Raw genomic sequence first — 26,682 nt, 5'->3', positions numbered from 1 at the left:
CCTCGTCATGAGAAAGCGACCCCTATGCCCCGCCTCGCCCTGTACGCCCTGGCCGTCTGCGTCCTCTCGGTCGTCGCCGCCGTCGTCTCCTTCGTCCAGGGCAGCTGGCTGATCGGCGTGGTCTGGGTGCTGCTGACGGGTCTGTCGTCCAACATGACCTGGTACTACCTGCGGCGCGGGCGCGCGGACAAGTCGGTCACCGGCTGATTCCCGGCTGCTTCTCCGGGCCCTCCAGGAAGACCCGCCCGCCGATCTCCACCCAGCCGTACGGCTGCGGCGCGGTCAGGATCTGCGAACCCCGGCCCTGGGTGATGTTCAGGGCCCGGCCCAGCTGCGCGGTGAGCAGGAGGGCGGCCGCCCCGGTCGCCTCGTCCTCGTCGATGCCGTCGTTCCGGCCGGGGAAGGCGCGGGCGCGGACCCGTCCGGCGGACTCGTCCTCCCAGGCCCAGGCGTAGATCCACTCCCCGGGCGGCGGCACCGGCAGGGCGTCGACCTCGGCGGCCCTGGCGTACTGGCGCAGGGTGCGCGGCGGAGCCCACTCCGGAAGCGCCTCGATCCAGCTGAACTCCCCGTCCAGCCGGGCGCCGACCACCCCGGCCGGGGTGACGAGTTCGGGCACGTCCAGCAGCCAGGCCGTGCCGACGCAAGGGTGCCCGGCGAACGGCAGGCGCAGGGTGGGGGTGTAGATGTCGACGACCCCGCGCTCGGGGTCGTCCACGAACACGGTCTCGCTGAACCCGAGCTTCGCCGCCAGCGCCTGCCGGTCCTCCCGGTCGGGCAGCACGGAGCCGTCCCGAACGACCCCCAGTTCGTTGCCGTATCCGCCGTTCGCCGCGCAGAAGACACGCAGCACGTCGTAATCAGTCACAGCGGCATTGAAGCATTCACCGGACCCTTGACCATCCCTTTACTGTTTCTTGGCGTCTGCTTTGAGCCATCGATATCAAGCCGTGTCTGTGATCTTTCTGTTTCGGGTCAATCACCACCGCCCGGGTATGAGTGAGGTAAGCCTCAGGTAAGTTAGGCCAGCCTCACCACACCATCCCGCTTGGAGCCTGCATGCGTGCCGTCCGACTCACCGTCACCGCCGCCGCCACCGTGGCCGCCTTGACCGCTCTCTCGGCCTGCACGGCGAAGAGCGACGCCAAGGGCGACGACGCGATCCAGGTCACCGCCGCCGACTCCAAGTGCGAGACGTCGACGAAGTCGGTTCCGGCGGGGCACGTCACGCTCGCCATCGAGAACACGGGGTCCAGGGCCACCGAGGTCGAGATCCTCTTCCCCGACGACCGGATCGTCTCCGAGAAGGAGAACATCGGCCCGGGGACCAAGTACACGCTGACCGCCGAGGTGAAGGCGGGATCGTACGAGATAGCCTGCCGGCCCGGGATGAAGGGGCACGGCGTCCGGCAGAAGCTGACCGTCACCGGCGGCACGGTCGCCAAGCGCGACCCGAAGCTGGACGCGGCCGTCGCCGCCTACCGCGAGTACGCGCAGGAGCAGGCCGACGCGACGATCCCGAAGGTGCAGGCGTTCGCCGACGCCATCGCGGCCGGCGACCTGGAAGCCGCCAGGAAGGCTTACGCCCCCTCCCGCGTCGGCTGGGAGCGCACCGAGCCGATCGCCGAGTCGTTCGGGGACATCGACCCCAAGACCGACACCCGCGCCGACGGCCTGGAGAAGGGCCAGAAGTGGACCGGCTGGCACGCGCTGGAGAAGGCGCTGTGGCAGGACAAGAAGACCGGCGCCGAGCAGAAGACCCTCGCGGCCGAGCTGGTCACGGACCTGAAGGACTGGCAGAAGCGGGTCGGCAAGGCCGAGATCACCCCGACCTCCATGGCCAACGGCGCCAAGGAGCTCCTCGACGAGGTCGCCACCGGCAAGGTCACCGGCGAGGAGGACCGCTACTCGCACACCGACCTGAGCGACTTCAAGGCCAACGTCGAAGGCGCGCAGAAGGCGTACGAGCTGCTCAAGCCGGTCGCGCAGAAGAACGACGCGCCGCTCGCCACCGAACTCGACAAGCAGTTCGCCGCGCTGGACGCACTGCTCGGCAAGTACCGCACGGACAAGACCTCCGACGGCTACGTCTCGTACGACACGGTCACCGAGGCGCAGCGCAAGGAGCTGTCCGACGCGGTCAACGCCCTCGCGGAGCCGCTGTCCAAGCTCGCCGCGGCCGTGGTCAAGTAAGGGGCCGGGCATGGGTGACAAGACCAATCCGTCGCGTCGCGCGCTCATCGGCTGGGGCGGGGCCGGGCTCGCGCTCGGCGCCGCCGTGGCCGGGGGCGCGGTGGCCGCGGCCGAGTCCGGCGGCGACGACAGCACCGACGCCACCACCGCCGCCGTCCCGTTCCACGGCGCCCACCAGGCCGGTATCGCCACCCCCGTCCAGGACCGGCTGCACTTCGCCGCGTTCGACGTGAAGACCGACGACCGGGCCGAGTTCGTGCAGCTGCTGAAGGACTGGACGGCCGCGGCCCGGCGGATGACCGCGGGCAAGGCCGTCGGCGAGGGCGCGTACGGCGGGCTCGCCGAGGCGCCCCCGGACGACACCGGCGAGGCCCTCGGGCTCCAGCCGTCCCGGCTGACGCTGACGATCGGCTTCGGGCCGTCCTTCTTCGAGCGGTTCGGCCTGAACCGCCGACGGCCCGCCGCGCTCGTCGATCTGCCGAAGTTCCCCGGCGACAACCTCGACGCCTCCCGTACCGGGGGCGATCTCTGCATCCAGGCCTGTGCCGACGATCCGCAGGTCGCCGTGCACGCCATCCGCAACCTCGCCCGGATCGGCTTCGGCAAGGTCGCCGTCCGCTGGTCCCAGCTCGGCTTCGGGAAGACCTCGTCCACCACCCCGGACGCCCAGACCCCCCGCAACCTCATGGGGTTCAAGGACGGCACCCGCAACATCGCGGGGACCGAGACCGACCGGCTGAAGAAGTTCGTGTGGGTGGCAGAAGGGGACGGGACCGACTGGATGACCGGGGGGTCGTACCTCGTCGCCCGGCGGATCCGCATGAACATCGAGACCTGGGACCGGACCTCGCTCCAGGAGCAGGAGGACGTCTTCGGGCGCGACAAGGGCGAGGGCGCCCCGGTCGGCAAGGCGAAGGAGCACGACGAGCCGTTCCTGAAGGCCATGAAGCCCGACGCCCATGTGCGGCTCGCGCACCCGGACTCCAACGGCGGGATCACCATCCTGCGCCGGGGCTACTCCTTCACCGACGGGACGGACGGGCTCGGACGGCTCGACGCCGGGCTGTTCTTCCTGGCCTACATGCGTGACGTCGGCAAGGGGTTCATCCCGCTCCAGCGCAAGCTGTCGGCGTCCGACGCGCTCAACGAGTACATCCAGCACGTGGGTTCGGCGGTCTTCGCGGTCCCGCCCGGCGTCCGGGACAAGGACGACTGGTGGGGCCGGACGCTGTTCTCCGAATCCGCCAAGACCGCCGAGTCCGCCGAGTCCGCCAAGGGGGCGTGAGCCGTGTTCTCCAACTACCTGATCGGACTGCGGGAAGGGCTCGAGGCCTCGCTCGTCGTTTGCATCCTCATCGCCTATCTGGTCAAGACCGGGCGCACGGACGCCCTGAAGCCGATCTGGACCGGCATCGCGGTGGCGGTGCTGATCGCCATGGGCTTCGGGTGCCTGCTCGAATTCGGCTCCCAGGAGCTGACGTTCCAGGCGCAGGAGGCGCTCGGCGGGTCCCTGTCCGTCGTCGCGGTGGGCCTGGTGACCTGGATGGTGTTCTGGATGCGGCGCACCGCCCGGCACCTCAAGACGGAGCTGCACGGCAAGCTGGACGCGGCCCTCGCGATGGGTACGGGTGCGCTGGTCGCCACCGCCTTCCTCGCCGTCGGCCGGGAGGGCCTCGAGACCGCGCTGTTCGTGTGGGCGTCCGTGCACGCGGCGAGCGACGGCACCCCGCGCCCGCTGGTCGGCGTGGCGCTCGGCCTGGCCACCGCGGTCTTCCTGGGCTGGCTGTTCTACCGGGGCGCGCTGCGCATCAACCTCGCCAGGTTCTTCACCTGGACCGGCGGCATGCTGGTGGTGGTCGCGGCGGGCGTGCTGGCGTACGGCTTCCACGACCTCCAGGAGGCCGACTGGATCCCGGGCCTGACAAACCAGGCCTTCGACATCAGCGGCACCATCCCGCCGGACAGCTGGTACGGGACGCTGCTGAAGGGCGTGTTCAACTTCCAGCCCGACCCGACCGTGCTCCAGGTCACGGTGTGGCTGCTCTACCTGGTCCCGACACTCGTGCTCTTCTTCGCCCCGGTAGGGTTCGGCTCCGGGAAGGGGAAGGTGAAGGCACCTGATGACGCACCTGACGACCAGGGGTCGCGGCCCTCGACGGCTCCGCAGGCTCCGCAGGCGTGATCGGAACGCGCTCATAGCGGTCGCGCTGACCGCCATGTCGCTGACGGCGAGCGGTTGCGTGGTGGTGCACGGGGAGCGCGAGGTGCTTCCCAGCACCACCCGCGCCGAGGCCGCCAAGGCGCTCCGGCAGTTCACGGACGCCTACAACAAGGCCGACAAGGCCTACGACGGCTCCCTGGACGCGGACTACACGACCGGCGCCCTCGCCGACATCGACTCCGCGCGCCTGAAGGCCGGGCACGTCAACAGCCCGGCCGGCAACTCCGCCCACTCGGCGCTGGAGTTCGACGACGTCACGTACACCATCCCGAAGAAGGCCGGCTGGCCCCGCTGGTTCGTCGCCGACGCGCACGGCAACAAGGGCGGCGACGAGCGCTGGCTGCTGGTCTTCACCCGCAACAGCCTCTCCCAGCCGTTCCAGGTGGCGTACCTGACGCTGGTCGCGCCGGGCGACGTACCGAAGTTCACCACCGACAAGGACGGCTGGGCCGAGGACGTACCGGCGAACAGCGACCGGCTCGCCGTCGCCCCGGGCGACCTGAGCCGGGACTACGCCACGTACCTGAAGAGCGGCGGCACCGTGTTCGCGGACGGCGTGCACACCAGCGGCTGGCGCGCCGACCGCAAGAAGTCCACCAAGCCGGGCCTGGCCACGCAGTACATCGACGAGCCGCTCACCGCCGGCGACTACGCACCGCTCGCGCTGCGCACCACCGACGGCGGGGCGGTGGTGTTCTTCACCACCCGCTACTACGCCAAGGAGACGGCGGCCGCGGGTGCCTCCGTGCCGACGCCGAACCTCAGCGTCAAGGCCCTCACCAAGGGCGAGATCAAGCAGTCGCTGACGATGCAGTTCGTCTCCAACCAGGTCGCACTGGACCCGGCGGGCACCGGAAAGATCTCGATCCTGGGCCGCATCCAGGGCCTGACCTCGGCAGAAGGTTCCTAGCAATAGCGCCCCGTCAGGGGCGCGGGGCGGTATCAATGTGCGGCTCCGCCGCGTGGGCGCGCCCAGCCCCCACGGCGCCGCAGCCGACCGACCACCCGGCGCTGCCCACGGCGCGCCTACCAGGCCGCACCCACCTGGTCGGCCTCCTCGCCCGCGTACCGGGCGCACGCGTCCGTGAGGATCTCCAGCAGGCTCAGCGGGTCGGGGAGCGCGTGCTCGGGTCCGCGTACCCAGTGCACCCGCCGGTCGCCGTCGCCGCCGGGCAGCCGGGCGGGCGGGACGAGGACGTAGGAGCCCCGGCAGTGCCAGCGCAGCCCCGGGTGCTCGTCCATGGTCTCGGGACGGCAGTCCAGCTCGCAGGGCCACCACTCGTCCTCGTCCTCGGGGGTGCCGCGGGTGAGGGTGAAGAAGAGCAGGCGGCCGTCGTCGCTCTCGGCGACCGGGCCGACCTCCACGCCGTTCGCGAGCAGCCGTTCCAGCGCCTGCCGGCCGGCCTCCAGGGGCACGTCCAGGACGTCGTGGGTCATGCCGGTCGCGGTGATGAAGTTGGCCTGCGGCTGGTGCCGGGCCCAGCGCTCGATCTGGGCGCGGTCGGTGGTGGACTGCGTCTGCCACGCGAACGACACCGGGTGCCGGGCCGGGGTGGGACAGCCGACACGGTCGCAGGAGCAGCCGTAGCCGGGGGCGGGGTGCGCGGCGGGGGCCAGCGGGAGCCCCGCGTCGGCGGCGGCGAGCAGGAGCGCCGCGCGGCCCGAGTCGTCGGCGGCGGCCGCCTGCTTCGGGCGGCGGCCGCGGAGCCACTGGGAGAGTCTGCCCTGTCGGCCGCTCGGGCCGCCGAACGTCGCGCTCATCTATCGCCTCGCCTCGCTGTGGTCCGGCCAGGATGCCTTATGGTCCCGTCTGGGCGTGAAGCAGGGGGTACGAGAGCTGTGTCACCCGGCCGGCCACGCGTCGCCCCAGTCCGCGTCCCGGGCCGCCTTGTACAGGTCGCCGTGGCGCTTGGTGACCGTCGTGCGGCGCAGCTGCTCGTCGGTCCCGCACAGGTCGAGCAGGACCTGGCCCTTGCGGATCTGGGGGCGGCGGACCACCCGGGCCGGTGCCGGGGCGGGCCGGAAGCGGGTGGCGGCCACGTAGCTGAACTTCTCGTCCTCGTAGGGCAGCGAGCCGCCCTTGACCTGGCGGTGCAGGGAGGAGCGGCTGACCCGGGCCGAGAAGTGGCACCAGTCCGTGCCGGGGACGATCGGGCAGGCGGCGCTGTGCGGGCAGGGGGCGGCGACGTGGAAGCCGGCGGCGATCAGGCGGTCGCGGGCCTCGATGATCCGGGCGTAGCCGGCGGGCGTGCCCGCCTCGACGATGACGACGGCCTGCGCGGCGGCCGCGGCGGCGTCGACGAGGGCGGCGCGGCCGGCCTCGTCGAGTTCGTTGAGGACGTACGAGACCGTGACCAGATCAGTGCTCTCGATGGTGAGCGCCGCTCCGATCCGGGAGCGCTGCCACGTCGCGTCCCGCAGCGCCGGGTTCGCCGCGGCGATCTCCCGGCCGAGGGCCAGCGCCGGCTCGGCCCAGTCGAGGACCGTCACGGGCCGCACGCCCTCCCAGGTGTCGGTCACCGCCCAGGTCGCCGCGCCCGTCCCGCCGCCGACGTCCACATGGCTCGCCGGCGCCCACTCCTGCGGTACCGCGTCGGCGAAGGCCGCCAGCGCGGACCGCACCGCCTCGAAGGTCGCCGGCATCCGGTACGCGGCGTACGCCACCACGTCCGCCCGGTCCCGCAGGATCGGCGCGTCGGTCGGGGTGGCCCCGCGGTAGGTGGCGATCAGCCGCTCGACGGCTGTGGCGGCCTGCTTCGGGGGCAGGCCGTCGAGCAGGTCGGAGAGCGTCGCGCGGAGCCGGTCGGCCGGTGGGACGGGAGGGGTGGGAGGGGTGGGGTGGTTCACCCGGCGATTGTATGGACAGCCCGGGCGAGGCGGGTCGCCGCGGCTGCCCGGGGTGCGCTGTCGCCGGGGCGGCGCCGCGGATGCACGGTGTTGGCCAGCAGCACCAGGAACGTGTCCGTCGCCCGGTCCAGCACCAGGCTGGTCCCGGTGAACCCGGTGTGGCCCGCGGCGCCCTGTCCCGCCAGCTCGCCCATGAACCACGGCTGGTCCACCAGGAAGCCCAGGCCGGGCGGGGCCAGCAGCAGGTCCACGAAGTCGGGGCCGAGGATGCGCGCCGGGCCGTACGCCCCGCCCGCGAGCAGGGCCCGGCAGAAGATCGCCAGGTCCGGGGCGGTGGAGAAGAGGCCGGCGTGCCCGGCCACCCCGCCCAGCGCCCAGGCGTTCTCGTCGTGCACGACACCCCGCAGCATCCCCCGGTCCGCCTTGGCCCACGGCCGCCGCTGGTCCTCGGTGGCCGCCGCCCCCGGGCAGGGGCCGAAGTCGGTGGCGGTCATGCCGAGCGGCCGGGTGATGCCGTCGCGGACCAGGACGTCGAGGGGGCGGCCGGTGATCCGCTCCAGGACCTGCTGGAGGAGGAGCAGGTTGAGGTCCGAGTAGCGGTAGGCGCCGGGGGCGCTGGTCGGGGCCTCCGCACGGAGCAGGTCGAGGCGGACCGTGTCGTCGGGGCAGTCGTAGAGCGGGAGTTCGGGACGCAGGCCGGAGGTGTGGGTGAGGAGCTGGCGGACGGTGATGCCGTGCGCGGCGGCCCCGTGGAAGTCGGGGAGGTAGGCACCGACACGGGCGTCGATGCCGAGGGTGCCGCGCTCCAGCTGCTGCACGGCGGCGACCGCGGTGAACAGTTTGGTGAGGGAGGCGACGTCGAAGGGGGTGTCGACGGTCGCCGGGACCCGGGCGGCGGCCGGGAGCTCGACACCGGCGTCGGTCTCGGGGTCGTACGCGGACCAGCGCACGGCCCAGCCGGACGCCTCCTGTACGGCGATGACGGGTCCGCGCCCGGCGACCACGACGGCCCCGGCCGCCCAGGGCCGCTCACCGGTGGTGAGGTCGTGCACTTCGCGGACGAGGTGCCTGAGTTCCGCGAGGTCGAGACCGGCCCGTTCCGGTGTCTCGACGCGCAGTCTCGGTACGCTCAGCTCCCTGCTCCCTCCGTCCTCGCACGGGTGTTCCCACGTGCTGCCCAGGGACGGCACATTCCCATGAAGCAGGCCAGTGCCACCAGTGCCCCCGCCAGTTGGACGATCGCCATGGGCACGGCGGTTCTCTCCCCGGCGACCCCGACCAGCGGCGAGGCGACCGCGCCGACGAGGAACGAGGAGGTCCCGAGCAGCGCGGACGCGGAACCGGCGGCGTGCCGGGTGCGCAGCAGGGCGAGGGACTGGGCGTTCGGGAGGGTGAAGCCCATCGCGGACATCAGGACGAAGAGGGCGGCGGCGACCGGGGCGAGGCCGACCGGGCCGAGGACCCCGGCCGACATGAGGAGCAGCGCGGTCGCGGCGAGCACGGTCACGGCCAGGCCCGCGCCCAGCACCTTGTCCAGGCTGACCCGGCCGACCAGCACCTTCCCGTTGACCTGCCCGGCGATCACCAGCCCGACCGAGTTGAGGCCGAAGAGGAGGGAGAAGGTCTGCGGGGAGGCGCCGTAGATCTCCTGGATGACGAACGGGGACGCGGATATGTAGGCGAACAGGGCCGCGAAGGCGAAGCCGCCCGCGAGCATGTAGCCGGTGAAGGGCAGGTCGGCGAGGAGGCTCCGCAGGGCGCGGACGGCGGCGGCCGCTCCCCCGGCGTGCCGGTCGGCCGGCGGCAGGGTCTCCGGCAGCCGTACCCACACCAGCGCGGCGAGCAGCGCCCCGACGGCCGTGAGGACGACGAAGACGCCCCGCCAGTCCGTCACCCGCAGGATCTGCCCGCCGATCAGCGGGGCGATGACCGGGGCGACCCCGGAGACCAGCATCAGGGTGGAGAAGAAGCGGGCCATGGCGACCCCGTCGTAGAGGTCGCGTACGACGGCCCGCGCGATGACGATGCCGGCCGCGCCCGCGAGGCCCTGGGCGAGACGGAAGGCGACCAGGGTCTCCACGTCCGGCGCGACGGCGCACAGGGCGGTGGCGACGACGTAGACGGCGAGGCCGGCCAGCAGCGGGCGGCGGCGCCCCCAGCGGTCGCTCATCGGGCCGACGACCAGCTGGCCGAGGGCCATGCCGGCGAGGCAGGCGGTGAGGGTGAGCTGCACGGTCGCGGCGGGGGCGCCGAGGGAGCGGGTGACCTCCGGCAGGGACGGGAGGTACATGTCCATCGCCAGCGGGGGCGTCGCGGTGAGCCCGCCGAGGACCAGGACGAGCAGGAGGCCGGCGCGGCGGCCGGCGGCGGTGGCGGGGCGGCCGGCCGGGCCGCGCGGCGCGGGTACGGCGGCGTCCTGGGCGTTCGCGGTGCCCTGGGCGTTCGCGGTGCCCTGGGCGTTCGCGGTGCCCTGGGCGTCCGGTGTCGGCGGCGCCGGCTGCTCGGGCATGTGTCCCCCGTCCTCGTAGGTCTCGCGGTCCGGTCGGCTGTTGCTGGATCCCGATGGCCCCCGCATATGCTCTCAGCTCGTACAGACTGCCGGGAAACACGTGAGCGAGGGTGGGCGGCCGGGATGGGTGAGCAGAGCGTGCGGTGGGGGATCCTGGCGACGGGCGGGATCGCGGCCGCGTTCGCGGCGGACCTGGTCGATCTGCCCGACGCGGAGATCGTGGCGGTGGCCTCGCGGTCCCCGGAGGCGGCGGCGGGGTTCGCGGAGCGGTTCGGGATCGGGCGGGCGTACGGGGACTGGGAGTCGCTGGCCCGGGACGAGGACGTCGACATCGTGTACGTCGCCACTCCGCACTCGGCGCACCGGGCGGCCGCCGGGCTGTGCCTGACGGCGGGGCGGAACGTGCTGTGCGAGAAGCCGTTCACGCTCAACGCCCGTGAGGCCGGGGAACTGGTCGCGCTGGCCAAGGAGCACGGCCGCTTCCTGATGGAGGCGATGTGGATGTACTGCCATCCGCTGATCCGGCGGCTGACGGCGCTGGTCGCGGACGGGGCGATCGGCGAGGTGCGGACCGTGCAGGCGGACTTCGGCCTGGAGGGGCCGTTCCCGCCGGCGCACCGGCTGCGGAACCCGCTGCTCGGCGGGGGCGCGCTGCTCGACCTGGGGGTGTACCCGGTGTCGTTCGCGCACCTGCTGCTCGGTGAGCCGGACGGGATGTCGGCGCGAGCGGTGCTCTCGGACGAGGGCGTGGATCTCCAGACGGGTGCACTGTTCTCCTGGGAGAGCGGCGCTCTCGGCTCGGTGCACTGCTCCATCGTCGGCGGCACCGGCACCACGGCCTCGGTCACCGGCTCGCAGGGCCGGATCGACATCCCGGACGGCTTCTTCAACCCCGACCGCTTCGTGCTGCACCGCGACGGCCGCGACCCGCAGGAGTTCGCCCTGACCCCGGAGGACGGCCCGCGCAACACCTTCCGCCACGAGGCCAGGGAGGCGATGCGCGCGGTCCGGGCCGGCGACCAGGAGTCCCCCCTCGTCCCCCACGACAGCACCCTCGCGGTCATGCGCACCCTGGACGCCCTGCGCGAACAGATCGGCGTGCGCTACCCGGACGAGCTGTAAAGCGCCCCGAAGTACAGCGCCCCGTCAGGGGCGCGGGGCTGTTTCTGATATGCGGCTCCGCCGCGGGGGCGCGACCAGCCCCCACCCAGCCGCACCCGACCGACGACCCGACCCGACCCGGCCCTCCCGGCGGAGCGCCTACGCTGCGGCCCCATGAACACCAAGCAACCAAAGATCGCGGTCGTCACCGGCGCCGGCTCCGGTATCGGCCGTGCCGTGGCCACGGAACTGCTGCGGGCCGGCTGGTCGGTGGCGCTGGCCGGCCGCCGCCTCACGCGGCTGGAGGAGACGGCGGCACTGGCGCCCGAGGGCGCCTCCGTCGCCGTACGGACCGACGTCTCCCAACCCGACGACGTGGCCGCACTGTTCGCGGCGGCCGTGGACCGGTTCGGGCGGGTGGACCTGCTGTTCAACAACGCCGGGACGTTCGGTCCCGGCGGGGTGGCCGTGGAGGAGCTGCCCTACGAGGCGTGGCGGCACGTGGTGGACACCAACCTCAACGGGGCGTTCCTGTGCGCGCAGGCGGCGTTCCGGCAGATGAAGGAGCAGGAGCCGCAGGGCGGCCGGATCATCAACAACGGGTCCGTCTCGGCGCACGCGCCCCGCCCGCACTCCGTCGCCTACACCGCGACCAAGCACGCGCTGACGGGACTGACCAAGTCCCTGTCCCTCGACGGGCGGCCGTACGGCATCGCGGTCGGGCAGATCGACATCGGCAACGCGGCAACCGACATGACGGCCCGGATGGAGACCGGCGCGCTGCAGGCGAACGGGGTGATCGCCCCGGAACCCGTGATGGACGTGGCGGACGTGGCACGGACCGTGCGGCACATGGCCGAGCTGCCGCTGGCGGCGAACGTGCAGTTCGCGACGGTACTGGCGACGGCGATGCCGTACGTGGGCCGGGGCTGAACCGCCGTTCAGCCGAACCCTTCACAACCTGCACAAGCGGAATACAGACGTCCGCAGTATTGCCGCCGGTAACGGGCCTATGCTCAACTCTCCTCCACCAGAACTTCACAGTTGAGGCTCTGGCATTCCGCCGACCACACCGAGGGGGGAGGCGGCAGCCGTTCCACCGGACCGGGGTGGGGGTGGACCCGCGAGGGACCGCGGGTACGCACCGGTGGGTGGGGCGGCTGCCGCGTGACGTCAGCCCGCCGTCGGGCCGGCCGGCGTCCGGGCCGAGTCGGCCGTCGTGTCACCAGAGTCGGGGCCGGCCGCGGCACCGGCCGCCCGCCGGCGCCGGCGCAGCGCCCACGCCCCCGCGCCCAGCAGCCCGAACGTCACCGCCCCGCCCTCCGCGACCCGCCAGGGCGACGGTCCCGACGCCCCCGAACCGGCCGCCCCCGCCCCGGCCGCCCCCGCGGCCCCCTTGCCCTTCGACGGCGACGGGCTCGCGCTCGCCCCGCCCTCGCTCAGCGGATCGACCAGCGTGCCCACCGGCTGCGCCGAACGCCCCTTCCCGAAACCCCAGTCGAGCAGCGCGGCGGTCTGCTCGTACACGGCGTTGGTGGCGGGGTCCGGGTGCATCACGGTGACCAGCAGGGTGCGGCCGTCCCGGGTGGCACCGCCGGTGAAGGTGTTGCCGGCGTGACTGGTGTAGCCGTTCTTGACGCCGAAGAGGCCCTTGTAGACGTCGAGCCCCCAGGCTCCGGTGAGCAGGCGGTCGGTGTTCTGGATCTGGAAGTTCTTCTTGCCGCCCGCCGGGAAGTTCGCGGTCCGCGTGCCGCAGTAGCCGCGGAAGTCGTCGTCCTTCAGCCCGTGCCGGGCGAAGAGGGTCAGGTCGTACGCCGACGACAGCTGGCCCGGGTGGTCGAAGCCGTCGGGGCTGACCACATGGGTGTCGAGGGCCTGGAGGTCGGCCGCCTTGGCCTGCATCTCGGCGACGGTCCTCGCGATCCCGCCGTTCATGTGGGAGAGGACGTGCACGGCGTCGTTGCCGGAGCGCAGGAAGACGCCCTGCCACAGCTGCTCGACGGTGTAGGTGAGGCCGGGCTTGATGCCGACCAGGCTGGAGCCGGCCGGGACGTCGGAGATGTCGGAGTCCTTGACCTTGTACCGCTCGGTCCGCTCGAATTTCTTCAGCACGGTGTCCGCGAACAGCATCTTCAGGGTGGAGGCGGGGGCCAGCCGCGTGTGCGCGTTGTACGAGGCGAGCACCTCTCCGCTGTCGCAGTCGGCGAGCAGCCAGGCGCGGGCGGTGATCTTCTTCGGCAGCCCGCTGGCACCCCGCACCTGTATACCGCCCTGGGCCAGCCGCTCGCCGCCGACGACGGTGGCGGCGGTCCTGGCGCCGGCGGTGGCGGCCGAGGCGGGGGCCGCCGCGGAGAGGGGCAGGGCGGCGGCCGTCAGTCCGAGGGCGGCACGCCGGGTCAGCCGAGAGGAATCGCGCATCCCGGGACCGTACACCGCGCCCAGCAGGGCTTTGCCGGGAGGACCCCTCCCCCGCAGATGAATTTGCTGTCTTATGAAAGTTTGCTGAGACGTCCCGGTTCTCAGCTCTGACACATCTTTTACCCAGGGCTGCTCAAAGGTTTCTCCTTAGCTTGAGCTCGCGTCCACAGCGGGCGCCAAGAACCTTCGAGGAACGGGATGTTTGGCATCTATCTCAAGCGCGAGCTGGGCCGCAGAAAGAAGGCGGCCCTGGTCATCGCTCTGGGTCTGGCGCTCGGTATCGCGCTGGTCATCACGGTCAACTCGGTGTCGGCCGGCATGACCCAGGCGCAGGACAAGGTCCTCAAGTCGCTGTACGGCCTCGGGACCGACATGACGGTCACCAAGGCCCGTACCGCGCCGACCTCGGGCAGCTCCGGCGGCCCGAACTTCAAGTTCGACGCCAAGTCCAGCAGCAGCTCCACGCAGAGTTCGGACCGCGTGCAGACGCAGGGCGGTCAGGCCCTGAAGTCGTCCCTGGTCACCAGGGTCGCCGGCCAGAAGGGCGTGGAGAGCGCGGTCGGAGCGCTCTCCCTCAACGTCACCAAGGTCGACGGCTCCTTCACCCAGGGCAAGGCGAAGTCCTCCACCAGCAGCGGCAGCAGCAACAGCGGCGGCCAGGGCCAGCCGGGCGCCGGCAGCAGCAGCTCGGGCGGCGCGCCGCAGGTTCAGGGCGGCGGCGCCAACTTCAACGTCAACAGCTACTCCGTGGCCGGCGTCGACGTGGCCCACCAGGGCCTCGGCCCGCTGTCCACCATGAAGGTCACCTCCGGCAAGACCTTCACCACCGCGCAGACCAGCGCCAAGGTCGCGCTGGTCAGCAAGTCGTACGCCAAGGAGAAGAAGTACAAGGTCGGCTCGACCTTCAAGATCTCCGGCACCAAGTTCACCGTCATCGGCATCGCGACCCCGGACAGCAGCGAGTCCGACACCGACGTGTTCGTCCCGCTGAAGGTCGCGCAGACCCTCGGCGACGCCAAGAACCAGGTCACCACGATCTACGTCAAGGCGACCGACTCCAAGCAGATCTCCACCGTGAAGAAGGAGATCACCGCCAACATCTCCGGTACGACGGTCACCACCTCCGCCGACCTGGCGTCCACCGTCTCCGGCTCCCTCTCCACCGCCTCCAGCCTGGCGACCAGCGTCGGCAAGTGGCTGTCCATCGCGGTCCTCGCGGCGGCCTTCCTGGTGGCGGCCCTGCTGACCTCCTCCGCGGTGTCCCGCCGGGTGCGTGAGTTCGGCACCCTGAAGGCGCTCGGCTGGCCGTCCCGGAACGTCACCCGTCAGGTGGTCGGCGAGTCCATCGTGAACGGCCTGATCGGCGGCGCCCTCGGCATCGCGCTCGGCGTCGGCGCGGCCTACGCGGTCACCGCGATCAGCCCGAAGCTCACCGCCCAGCTGGGCAGCTCCGGCGGCGGTGGCGTGGGCGGCGGACCGGGCGGCGGCGGCCCCGGCCAGCAGGCCTCCCAGAACACCCTGGAGATCGCGCTGTCCGCGCCCGTCTCCCTCACCACCATCGCCCTCGCGGTCGGCCTCGCGGTCGCCGGCGGCCTGATCGCCGGCGCGATGGGCGGCTGGCGCGCCTCCCGGATGCGCCCGGCCGACGCGCTGCGCAGCGTCTCGTAACCCCCCGCCCCCCGAGCCGGGGCGCCGCTTCCACTCCCCCCGGGACGCGGCGCCCCCACCCCCTTACGGCCCTTACGGCTTTTACGGCCTTACGGCAGAGCACCCAGTGGAGAACCCATGTACAGACTCACCGGAGTCACCAAGCGCTACACGCGGGGCAAGGAGACGGTCGAGGCGCTGCGCGGCATCGATCTGACCATCGAGGACGGCGACCAGCTCGTCATCCAGGGCCCGACCGGCGGCGGCAAGTCGACCCTGCTCCAGATGATCGGCGGCCTGGACCGCCCGACCGAGGGCAGCGTCCTGCTCGACGACGTCGACCTCGCCCAGGTCAGCGAGACCAAGCTCACCCGGCTGCGCGCGGAGAAGATCGGCATCATCTTCCAGGCGTTCAACCTGATCCCGACGCTCACCGCCCAGGAGAACGTCGAGACGGCCCTCGTCCCGCTCGGCATCAAGCCGGCGGAGCGCCGGGAGCGCGCGGCGGAGGCCCTGCGCTCGGTGGGCCTCGGCGAGCGCCTCGGGCACGCCCCCTCCGAGCTCTCCGGCGGCCAGCAGCAGCGCGTCGCGATCGCCCGCGCGCTGGTGAAGAAGCCGAAGGTGCTCCTCGCCGACGAGCCGACCGGCAACCTCGACGAGGGCACCCGCGACGACATCATGGCCCTCCTCGAAGGCCTCTGGCACGAGTACGGGCTGACCTTCGTCATGGTCACCCACGACTCCTCCATCGCCCGCCGCGCCCCGCGCCTGGCCACCATCAAGGCCGGCCAGATCACCCTCACCGAGCAGGGCGGCGGACAGCGGTACGCGCAGCAGGCGGCGGCCGGACAGGGGCAGCAGCAGGCGGCGGCGTACGGCGCCCCGCAGCCCCAGGCCCACGGCCGGCAGCCGTACGTGCAGCAGCAGTACGGAGGCGGCCAGGGGCACTGACCGCCGTCAGTGAGCGGCGTGGGGCCGCTCACCGCCCCAGGAGACGGTCGATCTCGGCCATCTGCCCGGCGGTGAGCGGCCCCTTCGCGATCGCGCCGGCGTTCTGCTCGGCCTGGGCGACGGACCGGAAGCCGGGGATCGGGACCGTCCGCGGGCTGCGCGCCCAGATCCAGCCGAGGGCGCCCTGGGCGAGGGTCCGCCCGTCGCTGGTGAGGACGGAGCGCAGGGCCTCGATCCGCTCGACCCACGCGGGATCGGCCCCGTCGCCGTCCCCGAACCCGGGCAGCCAGGCCGGCGGCCTGCTGCGGATGTCGCCGGCCGCGGCCCCCGCCCGCCGGCCGCCGAGCAACCCCATGGCGAGCGGGCTGCGGTTGACGGCCGCGAGGTCGAACTTCTCCGCCACGTCGAGGAGTTGTGGAGCGTCCTGGAGCACGTTCAGGGTGTGCTGCACGGCCGCGCAGTGCGGTCCCTCGGCGAAGACGGCGGCGCGGGCGGGGTCGTCGGTGCTCCAGCCGTAGGCCCGGATCAGCCCCTCGCCGACCAACTCCTCGCAGACGTCCCGGAGTTCGGCGGCACGGACCGGGTCGGCGTCGGAGAGATGGAGCTGGTAGAGGTCCACGTGGTCGGTGCCGAGGCGGCGCAGCGATGCGGTGAGGGCGCGGCGGACGTGGGCCGGGGAGTCGTCGCCGCCGGTGAGGGTGCGGGTCTCCTCGTCGAAGACGTTGCCCCACTTGGTGGCGACGACGACCTCGTCCCGCCGCTTGCCGAGGGCACGGCCGAGGACGCGCTCGCTGTGGCCGGCGCCGTAGGTGTCGGCGGTGTCGAAGAAGGTGACGCCGAGGTCGAGGGCGCGGTGGACCGCCCGTACGGTCTCCTCGTCGTCGACCTTGCCCCAGCCGAGCGGCTGCCCGGCGGCGTCCTGCCACTCGCCGCCGATGGCCCAGCAGCCGAAGCCGAGCGCGCTGACACGGATGCCGGAACGGCCCAGGGTCCTGGTGGTGCTGTCGGTTTCCATGCCCACGACGCTATGAGTTGGAGCGCACCCGAGGACAAGCGATTGCGCGGTCTGTTTCTACGCCTGCCCGGTCTCGAAGCGGGAGATGCGGCCGTCGTCCGCGACCGTGAAGTCCCAGCGGGTGACCATCTCGCCCCAGGTGTCGTTGCGGTAGTGGGCGAGCAGGGAGCGGCCGCCGTTGGACTCGTTGTCGACGTCGATGTGGCCGTTGGAGGAGAAGATCTCCCGGTCGATCCAGTCGTCGAGGTTCCGGTCGGAGCCGTCGTCCGCCATGGTCGCGTCCGGGGTGAGGAGTTCCACCAGGCGCTCGCGGTCACTGGCGTTGACGGCGGTGACGAAGGCCCGGACCGCCGGGTCGCTGAGCTTGGCTGTCTTGATCGTCATGTCAGCCAGCGTCACACCGGTCCCGGCGGCCCGCCACCCGCCCGCCACCCGAACGGCCGCGCGGACGGGCCGACCGGGCGTGACGGATGCGACGGTGGAAACCCGCGATCCGTTGCCGCCGATGGGAGCTCCCGTGACCTGCTACGACCGACGTGACGTGGGCCTGCTGCTGCTCCGGCTGGGCACCGGCGGGGTGCTGGCCGCGCACGGCACGCAGAAGCTGTTCGGCTGGTTCGGCGGAGGCGGCCTGGAGGGCACGGGCCAGTTCATGGAGTCGGCCGGGTACGCGCCGGGGCGGCAGAGCGCGCTGGCGGCGGGGCTCGCGGAGGCGGGCGGCGGAACGCTGCTGGCGCTGGGCCTCGCGACCCCGGCGGCGGGGGCCGCGGCGGCCGGGGCGATGGCGGGCGCGACCGCCCTGCACAAGCCGAACGGCTTCTTCGCCGCGGAGGGCGGCTACGAGTACGCCGCGACCCTGGGCCTGGCCACCGCGGGCCTGGCCGTCGCGGGCCCCGGCCGGCTCTCCCTGGACCACGCGTTCGGGCATGTCTTCGACCGGGGCTGGATGGTCCCGGCGGCGCTGGGCGTGACGGCGGCGGCGACGGCGGTGGTGATCGGCGCCCGGAACCGGCGGGTGCGGCGGGCGAAGGAGGGGGAGCAGGAGCCGCTGTTCGAGGAGTAGCCGCAGGGACGGGCGGGGCAGGCTCTCCGCCATGACGGAAGAGCGGACGACACCGCCCACGGAGCCCCGGCGCGCCCCGGCCGGACCGGCCGCCCCGGACCTGTGGACCTCCATCGAGGACCTCTGGACCTGGCTGGACGCACACCGGAGGCACGGCGGCGAGACCGGCCTGGTGCTGCGCATGCTCAAGCTCACGGAGGAGGTCGGCGAGGTCGCCCAGGCGGTGATCGGAGCGACCGGCCAGAACCCCCGCAAGGGCGTCACCCACACCTGGGAGGACGTGCAGGGCGAGCTGTGCGACGTGGTGATCACGGCCCTGGTGGCCCTGCGGACGCTGACGCCGGACGCGGCGGCGGTGTTCGGGCGTCATCTGGCGGGGGTGTCGGAGCGCTCGCTGGGGGCGGCCGCCGGCGGCGGAACGGGGGATCGCGAGGATCCGGAGGGGGTTCGTCCCGGCTGAGCGGAGCTGTGGCGCGGTGGGCGATCCCGGCCTCGGTCCCGGCCTCGGTCCCGGCCCGGCCCCGGTCCCGGTCCCTGTCTCGTCACCGGCGGGCGGGAAGTACCGACCGGCCCTCCTCGCCGCCGCCGCGCCTCCCGGCTACGAGGCACGCCCCGAAGGAGGTTATGGTCCTCTCGGTCCGCCAAGCGGAAGGCGGTCGGTCCCGGCGTGACGACCCGGACCGGGCGCGAGGTCTCGGCGCCCCGAAGTCGCCGTGCCTCGCAAGGAGGAAGGCCATGTCCGACGCCGGGAGCCTGACAGGGCTTCTAGTCTCGCTGGGTGTCCGCCGTGGCGGTGTCCTGATGGTCCATGCTTCGCTGAGCGGCGCCGGACTGGGCCCGTCCGAGGTCCGGGACGCGCTGCTGGCCGCGGTCGGCCCGCACGGCACGCTCGTCACCCCCACCTTCACGCCGGAGAACTCCGACACCTCGCGCGTGCACCGGACGCTCATCGAGGGGTGGTCCGAGGAGGAGATACGCGAGTTCCGGGCGAAGATGCCTCCCTTCCTGCCCGAGGAGACGCCGTGCCCGACCATGGGAGCGCTGGCCGAGGCCATACGGACCACGCCGGGCGCCCGGCGCAGCACGCACCCGCAGTCCTCGCTCGCCGGACTGGGGCCCCGCGCCGCGGAGTTGCTCGCCCGGCACCACCCGCACTGCCACCTGGGCGAGGAGTCACCGCTCGCCGCACTGTACGAGGCGGACGCCCAAGTACTGCTGCTGCGTGCGGGGTTCGAAGCGTGCACCGCGTTCCATCTCGCCGAATACCGGGTCCGGCCGCCCCTGCCCACGCAGCTCTACCGGTGCGTCACGGGGGCCGTGGGCAACTGGACGTCGTACAAGGATCTCGTGCTGGACGACAGCGACTTCGCCGCGATCGGGGCGCGGCTGCCGAAGGATCTCCTGGCGGAAGGGGAATGGGCCGGCAAGCCGGTCGTCGTGGTGCGGATGCGTGATGCCGTCGACAACGCGGTGCTACAGATGTACAGATATCGCACGGAAATCGCCTGACACAGAATCAAGGCATCTTTCTTCGGTCGGCCCAACGGTCAGGTGGACGCGCGAAGAGCTCTGACAGAGCATGGACATGGAACGTATCGGTGCGACATCTCGGCACTCGGCACCACTCAGACGCTCAGGGTCAGGGGGAGCAACAACCGATGGATGCGCCTCAGCAAAGCAGCCGCAATGCAAGCCTGGTGGACGTCACCGGGCTCTCGCCCGATCTGCTGGCGGCACTGGCCGACACGAACACGCCGTTCGGCCTTGCCCTACAGCGCCACCTTCAGAAACCCGACAGTCCGCAGGTAACAGCCGACGTCGTCTTCAACAGCGCACTGTGACCGGGCGGGAGCTCGGCCCCGCCGAACCGGGGTGTCCACCGGGGGTTCCCTTACGGCAGTTCCTGTTGAAGATCCACAGCAGGTGCAACCTGTCCTGCGACTACTGCTACGTCTACTTCGCCGCCGACCAGAGCTGGCGAGAACGGCCCGTCGTGATGAGCCTGGACACCGTGCGGCGGGCCGCGGACCGCATCGTCGACCATGCTCTGGAGCACCGGCTGCCGTCCGTGCGGATCATCCTGCACGGCGGGGAACCGCTGCTGGCGGGCAGGAAACACCTCTCCGAACTGCTCGGCATCCTCCACGAACGTCTCGACCCGGTGGTCCGCTTCCACTTCTCGCTGCAGACGAACGGGACGCTCCTCGACACGGGCTTCCTCGAGTTGCTGCGCGATCACCGGGTCGAGGTGTCGGTGAGCCTCGACGGCTCTCCCGCGGCACACGACCGGCACCGCCGGTTCGGGGACGGCCGCCCGAGCCATCCACGGGTGGCCGCGGCGCTGAGACTCCTCGGCCGCCCCAGGTACCGCGACCTGTTCGTCGGGCTCCTGTGCGTCGTGGATCTGGCCAACGACCCCGTCGAAACCTACGAGGCGCTCCTGGAGTTCGCCCCTCCGCGCATCGACTTCCTTCTGCCGCACGGCACTTGGCAGCATCCGCCGCCCGGTGTCGAGGACCGGACGACACCTCCGCGCGATCCTCCGGACCCCGAGGCGCGGCATGAGCGAATCCCGTACGCCCATTGGCTGATCCCCGTCTTCGACCGCTGGTTCGACGCACCACGACAGGAGACGCGTGTGCGCATGTTCGAGGAACTCATGTCCGGTCTGCTCGGGGACCCCGTGAACGCGGAGGCCTTCGGACTGACACCGCATGACCTCGTGGTCGTGGAGTCCGACGGGACCCTGGAGGACTCCGATTCCCTGAAGGTCGTGGCGCCCGGCGCTCCGGCCACCGGACTCGACGTCTTCCGGAACTCCTTCTCCGAAGCCCAGTCGACGGACACCCTGCGCCGACGCCAGTCGGGCGCGCACGGCCTCGGACAGGTCTGCCGGGACTGCGCCTTCACCGCCGTCTGCGGGGGCGGCCTCTACTCCCACCGCCATCATCCGGCGACCGGTTTCGCCAATCCCTCGGTCTACTGTGCGGATCTGGCCGCCCTCATCGCCCACATGCGTCGCCGCATGAACGAGCGTCTGGTGCGCCCCCTGTGAGCCGGGCACGGTCCGACACGCTCCCCGCCGGCGAAGTACGCGACGGCCTAAGGAGAGTTGAACGCCTTGAGGATGGGGATAGTGCATATGAACTCGGGCCGATCAGGGTACCGCGCGGGGCAAGGGGGGTATCGTCTGCTGTCTCGGCACTGCTCTACCACGGCAAGGACTGAGGGGTACCGGTTGGGGGGTGATGAGGTGTGGAGGTCCATTGTTTCGTGCTCGCTTCCGCCGGCGCCGGACACCCTCCAAGGCGCGCAGTGTGACCCGCTTCACCACTTGATCCCCGCGGAAGCTGCAGGTCAGGGACTCATTGGAACCGTATTTCTTCCTGAGCTATGCGCGCAGGCGGGGCCCTCGGGTCCTGATCAAGCGGTTTTACGACGATCTTTGCACCGAACTGCGCGACTTACGCGCGAGGACCGGCGAACCGTTCGGCCGGCCCTACCTGGACGTCCTGTCCCTTCAGGTCGGCCAGGACTGGAACGCCAGCCTGAGCGATGCCGTCGGTCACTGTCGCACCATGGTGGCCCTGTACACCCCGGACTACTTCCGCAGCGACTTCTGCGGCAGGGAGTGGAAGGCGTTCGAGGACCGGCAGCGCACCCTGCGCGAGGTGACGGGAGTGGACGCGCGAGCGCTCATCCCGGTTCTGTGGGAGCCCGTACCGGCCGTACCCTCCGGCGCCGACCACATACAGTACGAGAACATCGACTTCGGCGAGGATTACGCCCGGTCGGGGTTGAGACGTCTTCTGGTCATGGATCCGGGCGGCGAGTACCGGCGGATCGTGAAGCTCCTCGCACAGCAGGTACTGATCGCGGCGGAACACTTCCGCATCCCCATAGCGAAGGGGCTCGATCTCAAGGCGCCGGAGGCCGCGGGCCCGTTCCCCTCGGCGTCCGACCTCGCGGCGCCGGGCAGCCACGCCGTGCTGCTGGTGGCCGCGCGGACCGCCGCGACAGCGCACCCGCACTCGGCGGACCTCCGGTGCCCGTGCCACGGCGACAGCCCCGCCGACTGGAATCCGTTCCACGCCGAGCACGCGGAACCGCTGGCGGCGCACGCGAAGCACCTTCTGGAGCAGAGCGGCTTGACCGTGCGGACCGAGACGGTCTCGTACCTGCTCGGTCAGCACCTCGAAAGGGCCCGCGCGCAGGGACAGGTCGCGATCCTCCTGGTGGAGGCGTGGGCCGCGGCTGACGAGGCGTACCGGAGCGCCCTTCGGGCGTACGACCGGGAGAACCATCCCGGCAGTGTCGTCATCGTCCCGTGCGGAGCGGACGAGGCAGGTGATTCGTCACAGAGCAAGGCCTACTGGGAGACGGTCCGCGGCGCGTTCCCCCTGAACTGGGCGAGCGGCGCCGGCGAGCCCTTGCCGTTGGTCCAGTTGGGTGCTTTGTCAGACGATTTCGACGCTCTCCTCCATGCGGTCGTTGCCAAGGCGAGCAACCACCTCTTCTCTTTTCTGGGAGAGGAGGAGGTACATCATCGGACCGCCCCCGCGCCATTGCCCATCCTGAACGCCGTGCCCGCCATCCGCCCCACACCTTCGAGAGCCGGAGCAAGGAGCAGGACCGATGACCCATGACGACCACGGCCGGGGCACCATCATCACCTTCTACTCCTTCAAGGGCGGCACAGGGCGCACCATGGCGCTGGTCAACACCGCCTGGATCCTGGCCAGCAACGGCCTGCGTGTGCTCGTGGTGGACTGGGACCTGGAGGCCCCGGGGCTCCACACCTATCTGCAGCCGCTGCTCGCCGACCCCGAACTCACCGAGACCTCGGGCGTGATCGAGCTGGTCCAGAGTTTCGCCGAGAAGGCGAAGGCGCAGACCGTGGGTTCCCGGTCCGAGAGCGGCGGTGCGCTCGCACCTCCGCTGCCCGACGTCGCCGACCTCCAGCAGCATGCCCGGATCGACGAGTACATCGTGGGAACGGACCTGCGGCTTCCGCCCGGCGGGAAACTCGACCTGCTGCCGGCCGGTGCGCAGGACCCGGCGACGTACGCCGTCAAGGTCGGCACCTTCGACTGGGGCATGTTCTACCGCGTAGGAGGCAACAACCTGCTGACCGCGTTGCGTGAGGAACTCGCGGCGCGTTATGACTACGTGCTGATCGACAGCAGGACCGGTTTCAGCGACACGGCGGGCATCTGCACGATGGTGCTGCCCGACATCGTGGTCGACTGCTTCACCCTGAGCCGACAGGGTGTCAACGGCGCCGTCCAGGTGGCGGAGTCGATCCGCCTGCAGTCCAACCCGCAGCGCGACATCCGGATCGTGCCAGTGCCCATGCGCGTCGAGGACGCCGGCCGCGACCGCCTGGAGGCCGGGCGGTACCAGGCCCGCAGCCTGTTCGCCCGGTACCTGGACTGGATGCCCGAGGACGAGCGCGAGGTCTACTGGAACAGCGTCGAGATCCCGTACAAGGCCAGCTACGCGTACGAGGAGATTCCCGCCACCGTAGGGGAACGCCGTCAGGACGGTACGCTGCTGGCCGCCTTCGAACGGCTCACCGCACGGCTGACCGACAACGCGGTGACCCGGCTGAGCAACATGTCCGAGACCTACCGGCAGCGGCTGCGCAGGGAGTACGAGCGCAACTCGCCCATCAGCCGCAAGGACTTCTACATCAGTTACGCGGCGCCGGACCGTCTGTGGGCGGACTGGGCCGCGGCCACGTTCCGGGCGGCGGGCTTCGAGGCGAAGCTCGCACCGGTCGAGGCCGAGGACCTCCCGGCCGCCTCCACGGCGCTGGCCGGGGTGGAGCGCACCCTCGCCGGCGAAGCACGCCTCGTCGTGCTGCTCTCCCCGCAGTACACGGCGCTGAAGCCCGCCCGGGACATCTGGCAGCGCGTCAGCCGCAGGGATCCGAACGGCGAGAACGGCATGGTCATCCCGGTGCGTGTGGACGACTCCTCGCTGCCGGCGGGGTTCTCCACGACGTCTCCGGCCGTCAGTCTCGTCGGGGTGTCCGTCGAAGACGCCGTGTTCCGGTTGCTGACCACCGCCGACCGGGACCAGCAGTCCGGAGGCGGCGCCGGGCGCATCGCGGCGAGCGCGGTCACGTCCACCAGGCTCCCGGGCACTCCTCCGAAAGTGTCCCGACTCCCCCAGCGCAACGCCGTGTTCACCGGCCGCCGGGAGCTGATCGAGCGGCTGCGGGACAGCCTGCTCTCGGGCGGTGCCACCGCCGTGCTTCCCCAGGCCCTCTACGGGCTCGGCGGTGTCGGAAAGACGCAGATCGCCCTGGAGTACGCGCACAGGTTCGCGTCGGACTACGACGTGGTCTGGTGGATCAACGCCTCGGAGCAACAGCAGATCCGCCAGGACCTCAGCGCACTGGCCGGGCACCTCGGGCTGGCCACCGGCGGCAAGGACCTGCGGGCGATATGCGGTGACGTGCTGGACAGGCTGCGCCAGGGCACGCCTCCTCACTCCCGGTGGCTCCTCGTCTACGACAACGCCGAGAACGCCGCGGATCTGAACGAGCTGCTTCCCGAGAGCGGACCGGGCCGACACGTCCTCATCACCTCCCGCAACCCCGGGTGGGACGAGCGCGCGGAGCGCCTTGAGGTCGACCTCTTCAGCCGGGACGAGAGCGTGGACCTGCTCCGCCGCTACAACCGCCGCCTGGAATGGGCGGAAGCGGACCGGGTGGCGGAGGAGCTGGGGGACTTCCCCCTCGCCGTCAGCCTCGCCGCGGCCTCGCTCCAGCAGTCGGCCCTGCCCGTGGACACCTACGTGGAGATGCTTCGTAGCCAGATGACCGACATCCTGCGCAGCCAGCCTGCGCCCGAATACCCGACTCCCGCAGCGGCCACCTGGCTGCTCTCGCTCAACCAGTTGCGGGAGCGGATGCCCGCGGCCGCCGCGCTCCTCCAGCTGTGCGCGTTCTTCGGCCCGGATCCCATCCCGCAGACCCTGCTGGAGAACAAGACCTCCCGCCAGCTGCTGCAACGCGACGACGCCGGCCTGGCCAACCGGCAGATGATGATCCCGCTGTACGGCGAGATCAAACGCAACGGGCTCGCGCAGATCGACGAGCGCGCGAGCACCCTCACCCTGCACCGGCTGGTCCAGCGGGTCCTGAGGGACCAGTTCAGCGCCGAGGAACAGCAGGAGATGCGCAAGCGCGTCCACGCCGTCCTGGGCGAGGGCAACCCCGGCAACCCGGACGAGACCGACAACTGGCGCCAGTACGCGGCGCTGCTGCCCCACCTGCGGCCCACACAGGCCGAGGAGAGCGACGACGCAGAGGTGCGGCAGTGGATCTGCGACACGGTCCGCTACCTGTGGCGCAGCGGCGACCCCGCCACCGCGAGCCAGACGGCCGAGCGCGTGCTGGAGACCTGGACCTCGCGGTTCGGGGAGGACGAGGCGCTGGTGCTCCAGATGCGCACCGAACTCGGCAACGCGCTGCGTGACCAGGGCCGGCTGCCCGAGGCGTTCGCGATCACCCGCGACGCCTACGAACGCGGGAAGCGCGCCCTCGGTGAGGACCACATGTACACGCTGAACGCGGCCATGAGCCTGGGTGCCGACCTGCGCGGTGCGGGGCGCTACGAGGCGGCCATGGAGCGCGACCGGGAGACCCTGGAGCGTGCGCGTCGTGTGTACGGCGAGACCCACAGCCGGACGCTGTCGGCCAAGAACAACCTCGCCGTGTCCGAGTTCCTCTCCGGCAACCGGGAGGACGCGCGCGGGACCAACCGCGAAGTCCTCAAGCAGTTCCAGGAGATCTCGGGACCGGACCAGCGCGCCACCCTCAACTCGGCCACGAACTACGCCCGGGACCTGCGCGCCGCCGGGGAGTTCCACGAGGCGCTGAAGCTCATCGAGGACACCCTGGAGCGCAGTCGGCATGCGCTCGGCGACGATCACCTGGTCACGTTCCGGGCCTCGCTCGGGGCGGCCATCCTCTACCGCCGCCTCGGCGACTTCCAGAAGGCCTACACGCTGACCACCGAGACGTACGACCGGTGCCGGAAAGTGCTCGGCGACGACCACCCCGACACCCTGGCCGTCGCGACGAACCTGTGCTCCGACCGGTACGACCGGGGCGACGCCGTCGACGGGCGGAACCTCGCCAAGGACACCTTCGACCGCTACGAGCGCGGATTCGGCCCGGACCACGTGTTCACCCTCACCAGCGCCACCAACCTGGCGATCCTGCTGCGCCTCACGGGCGAGCGGGAGGAGGCGCTCCGGCTGTCGGCCCAGACCCTCGACCGCTTGCGGCGCCTGCTCGGCCCCGAGCACCCGTACACCCTCACCTGCATGCTGAACCACGCCACGGACCTGTCGGAGGAGAACGACCGGCAGCAGGAGGCCGTCACGCTGGCCCGCGAAGCGTACGAGGGGCTGAGCACCGTACTCGGTCCCGACCACTATCTGGCGATCGCCGGGGCCTCGAACCTCGCGGCCCTGCTCCGTCAGGTCGAACGGGACGAGGCCCAGCGGCTGCACGACGAAGCCGAACGGCGGGCCCGGGAGAGCAAGGAACTGGGCGCCGAGCACCCCATGACCCGGTCCGTCACGGCGTGGCGCGCGATCGACGCGGACATCGAGCCGCCCGTCACCTGACCGGCGCTGCGGGGCGAGGAGGGGCGGCGGACGAGTCCGCCGCCCCACACGTCCGCGAACGGCGGACATAT

The 26,682-nt window shown here is 71.7% G+C and carries 23 protein-coding genes and 1 pseudogene; 16 read left to right on the top strand and 8 right to left on the bottom strand.

What is annotated here, in order from left to right; genetic code table 11:
• Nucleotides 1-24: 24 nt before the first annotated feature.
• On the top strand, nucleotides 25-207 hold the full coding sequence (locus ACFY6U_RS13615; protein WP_390037781.1) for a hypothetical protein: 183 nt from the start codon (nucleotides 25-27) through the stop codon (nucleotides 205-207).
• Here the strand turns inward: ACFY6U_RS13615 and ACFY6U_RS13610 are convergent.
• The gene (locus ACFY6U_RS13610) at nucleotides 197-868 is read right to left on the bottom strand and encodes a PhzF family phenazine biosynthesis protein (protein ID WP_390037779.1); all 672 of its coding nucleotides are present in this window, start codon (nucleotides 866-868) and stop codon (nucleotides 197-199) included. The two genes, ACFY6U_RS13615 and ACFY6U_RS13610, sit on opposite strands and share 11 nt — an antisense overlap.
• A 191-nt stretch (nucleotides 869-1,059) precedes the next feature.
• Between ACFY6U_RS13610 and efeO the strand changes: the two genes are divergently transcribed.
• From efeO to ACFY6U_RS13590, 4 genes are read left to right on the top strand one after another with little or no spacing between them, the layout of a single operon-like run.
• Nucleotides 1,060-2,193 carry an iron uptake system protein EfeO gene (efeO, locus tag ACFY6U_RS13605; protein WP_390037777.1) on the top strand — a complete coding sequence of 378 codons (1,134 nt, stop codon included), beginning with the start codon at nucleotides 1,060-1,062 and terminating at the stop codon, nucleotides 2,191-2,193.
• Between the two features lie 10 nt (nucleotides 2,194-2,203).
• Nucleotides 2,204-3,478, top strand: a complete 1,275-nt coding sequence (gene efeB / locus ACFY6U_RS13600; protein ID WP_390037775.1) for an iron uptake transporter deferrochelatase/peroxidase subunit — start codon at nucleotides 2,204-2,206, stop codon at nucleotides 3,476-3,478.
• Between the two features lie 3 nt (nucleotides 3,479-3,481).
• Nucleotides 3,482-4,375 carry an iron uptake transporter permease EfeU gene (gene efeU / locus ACFY6U_RS13595; RefSeq protein ID WP_390037773.1) on the top strand — a complete coding sequence of 298 codons (894 nt, stop codon included), beginning with the start codon at nucleotides 3,482-3,484 and terminating at the stop codon, nucleotides 4,373-4,375.
• Nucleotides 4,314-5,324, top strand: coding sequence for a hypothetical protein (locus ACFY6U_RS13590; RefSeq protein ID WP_390037771.1), 1,011 nt, complete (start codon nucleotides 4,314-4,316; stop codon nucleotides 5,322-5,324). The genes efeU and ACFY6U_RS13590 overlap by 62 nt, the downstream gene beginning before the upstream one ends.
• A gap of 116 nt (nucleotides 5,325-5,440) precedes the next feature.
• Here ACFY6U_RS13590 and ACFY6U_RS13585 read toward each other — a convergent pair whose 3' ends face one another.
• The 4 genes from ACFY6U_RS13585 to ACFY6U_RS13570 form a co-directional block, all read right to left on the bottom strand.
• Entirely contained in the window at nucleotides 5,441-6,175 is a 735-nt protein-coding gene (locus tag ACFY6U_RS13585; RefSeq protein WP_390037769.1) for a bifunctional DNA primase/polymerase, read from the bottom strand.
• 81 nt (nucleotides 6,176-6,256) lie between these two features.
• Nucleotides 6,257-7,261: a small ribosomal subunit Rsm22 family protein gene (locus tag ACFY6U_RS13580; RefSeq protein ID WP_390037767.1), complete on the bottom strand. Its 1,005-nt coding sequence runs from the start codon at nucleotides 7,259-7,261 to the stop codon at nucleotides 6,257-6,259.
• A complete protein-coding gene (locus tag ACFY6U_RS13575) occupies nucleotides 7,258-8,451 on the bottom strand; it encodes a serine hydrolase domain-containing protein (RefSeq protein ID WP_390037765.1) in 1,194 nt (397 codons plus the stop codon). Before ACFY6U_RS13575 ends, ACFY6U_RS13580 begins: the two co-directional genes overlap by 4 nt.
• Nucleotides 8,391-9,770 carry a multidrug effflux MFS transporter gene (locus tag ACFY6U_RS13570; RefSeq protein WP_390037763.1) on the bottom strand — a complete coding sequence of 460 codons (1,380 nt, stop codon included), beginning with the start codon at nucleotides 9,768-9,770 and terminating at the stop codon, nucleotides 8,391-8,393. Before ACFY6U_RS13570 ends, ACFY6U_RS13575 begins: the two co-directional genes overlap by 61 nt.
• A 123-nt stretch (nucleotides 9,771-9,893) precedes the next feature.
• On the opposite strand from ACFY6U_RS13570, the gene ACFY6U_RS13565 reads away from it, so the two are divergent.
• Nucleotides 9,894-10,892: a Gfo/Idh/MocA family protein gene (locus ACFY6U_RS13565; RefSeq protein ID WP_390037761.1), complete on the top strand. Its 999-nt coding sequence runs from the start codon at nucleotides 9,894-9,896 to the stop codon at nucleotides 10,890-10,892.
• Between the two features lie 153 nt (nucleotides 10,893-11,045).
• Nucleotides 11,046-11,804, top strand: coding sequence for an SDR family oxidoreductase (locus tag ACFY6U_RS13560; protein WP_390037759.1), 759 nt, complete (start codon nucleotides 11,046-11,048; stop codon nucleotides 11,802-11,804).
• A gap of 240 nt (nucleotides 11,805-12,044) precedes the next feature.
• Here the strand turns inward: ACFY6U_RS13560 and ACFY6U_RS13555 are convergent, their stop codons facing one another.
• Nucleotides 12,045-13,289, bottom strand: coding sequence for a D-alanyl-D-alanine carboxypeptidase family protein (locus ACFY6U_RS13555; RefSeq protein ID WP_390037757.1), 1,245 nt, complete (start codon nucleotides 13,287-13,289; stop codon nucleotides 12,045-12,047).
• Nucleotides 13,290-13,487: 198 nt separating this feature from the next.
• On the opposite strand from ACFY6U_RS13555, the gene ACFY6U_RS13550 reads away from it, so the two are divergent.
• Complete coding sequence (locus ACFY6U_RS13550; protein WP_390037755.1) at nucleotides 13,488-14,957, top strand: ABC transporter permease; 1,470 nt, start codon at nucleotides 13,488-13,490, stop codon at nucleotides 14,955-14,957.
• A gap of 117 nt (nucleotides 14,958-15,074) precedes the next feature.
• A pseudogene (locus tag ACFY6U_RS13545) lies at nucleotides 15,075-15,761 on the top strand (ABC transporter ATP-binding protein); the annotation flags it as partial.
• Between the two features lie 154 nt (nucleotides 15,762-15,915).
• Here the strand turns inward: ACFY6U_RS13545 and ACFY6U_RS13540 are convergent.
• On the bottom strand, nucleotides 15,916-16,902 hold the full coding sequence (locus ACFY6U_RS13540) for an aldo/keto reductase (RefSeq protein ID WP_390037753.1): 987 nt from the start codon (nucleotides 16,900-16,902) through the stop codon (nucleotides 15,916-15,918).
• 57 nt (nucleotides 16,903-16,959) lie between these two features.
• On the bottom strand, nucleotides 16,960-17,286 hold the full coding sequence (locus ACFY6U_RS13535; protein WP_390037751.1) for a nuclear transport factor 2 family protein: 327 nt from the start codon (nucleotides 17,284-17,286) through the stop codon (nucleotides 16,960-16,962).
• Between the two features lie 133 nt (nucleotides 17,287-17,419).
• On the opposite strand from ACFY6U_RS13535, the gene ACFY6U_RS13530 reads away from it, so the two are divergent.
• The 7 genes from ACFY6U_RS13530 (at nucleotide 17,420) to fxsT (ending at nucleotide 26,611) form a co-directional block, all read left to right on the top strand.
• Complete coding sequence (locus ACFY6U_RS13530; RefSeq protein ID WP_390038631.1) at nucleotides 17,420-17,965, top strand: DoxX family protein; 546 nt, start codon at nucleotides 17,420-17,422, stop codon at nucleotides 17,963-17,965.
• A gap of 31 nt (nucleotides 17,966-17,996) precedes the next feature.
• Complete coding sequence (locus ACFY6U_RS13525; protein ID WP_390037749.1) at nucleotides 17,997-18,425, top strand: MazG-like family protein; 429 nt, start codon at nucleotides 17,997-17,999, stop codon at nucleotides 18,423-18,425.
• Nucleotides 18,426-18,700: 275 nt separating this feature from the next.
• Complete coding sequence (locus ACFY6U_RS13520; RefSeq protein ID WP_390037747.1) at nucleotides 18,701-19,474, top strand: aminoglycoside N(3)-acetyltransferase; 774 nt, start codon at nucleotides 18,701-18,703, stop codon at nucleotides 19,472-19,474.
• Nucleotides 19,475-19,623: 149 nt separating this feature from the next.
• Nucleotides 19,624-19,806, top strand: coding sequence for an FXSXX-COOH protein (locus ACFY6U_RS13515; protein WP_351500802.1), 183 nt, complete (start codon nucleotides 19,624-19,626; stop codon nucleotides 19,804-19,806).
• On the top strand, nucleotides 19,803-21,020 hold the full coding sequence (locus ACFY6U_RS13510) for an FxsB family cyclophane-forming radical SAM/SPASM peptide maturase (RefSeq protein WP_390037746.1): 1,218 nt from the start codon (nucleotides 19,803-19,805) through the stop codon (nucleotides 21,018-21,020). Before ACFY6U_RS13515 ends, ACFY6U_RS13510 begins: the two co-directional genes overlap by 4 nt.
• A 313-nt stretch (nucleotides 21,021-21,333) precedes the next feature.
• Complete coding sequence (locus ACFY6U_RS13505; protein WP_390037745.1) at nucleotides 21,334-22,611, top strand: TIR-like protein FxsC; 1,278 nt, start codon at nucleotides 21,334-21,336, stop codon at nucleotides 22,609-22,611.
• Nucleotides 22,601-26,611 carry an FxSxx-COOH system tetratricopeptide repeat protein gene (gene fxsT, locus ACFY6U_RS13500; RefSeq protein WP_390037743.1) on the top strand — a complete coding sequence of 1,337 codons (4,011 nt, stop codon included), beginning with the start codon at nucleotides 22,601-22,603 and terminating at the stop codon, nucleotides 26,609-26,611. Before ACFY6U_RS13505 ends, fxsT begins: the two co-directional genes overlap by 11 nt.
• Nucleotides 26,612-26,682: the final 71 nt, after the last annotated feature.

This window comes from Streptomyces sp. NPDC013157 (genome assembly GCF_042899865.1).
Taxonomy (GTDB): Bacteria; Actinomycetota; Actinomycetes; order Streptomycetales; family Streptomycetaceae; genus Streptomyces.
This window is presented reverse-complemented; position numbering and strand designations above follow the sequence as displayed.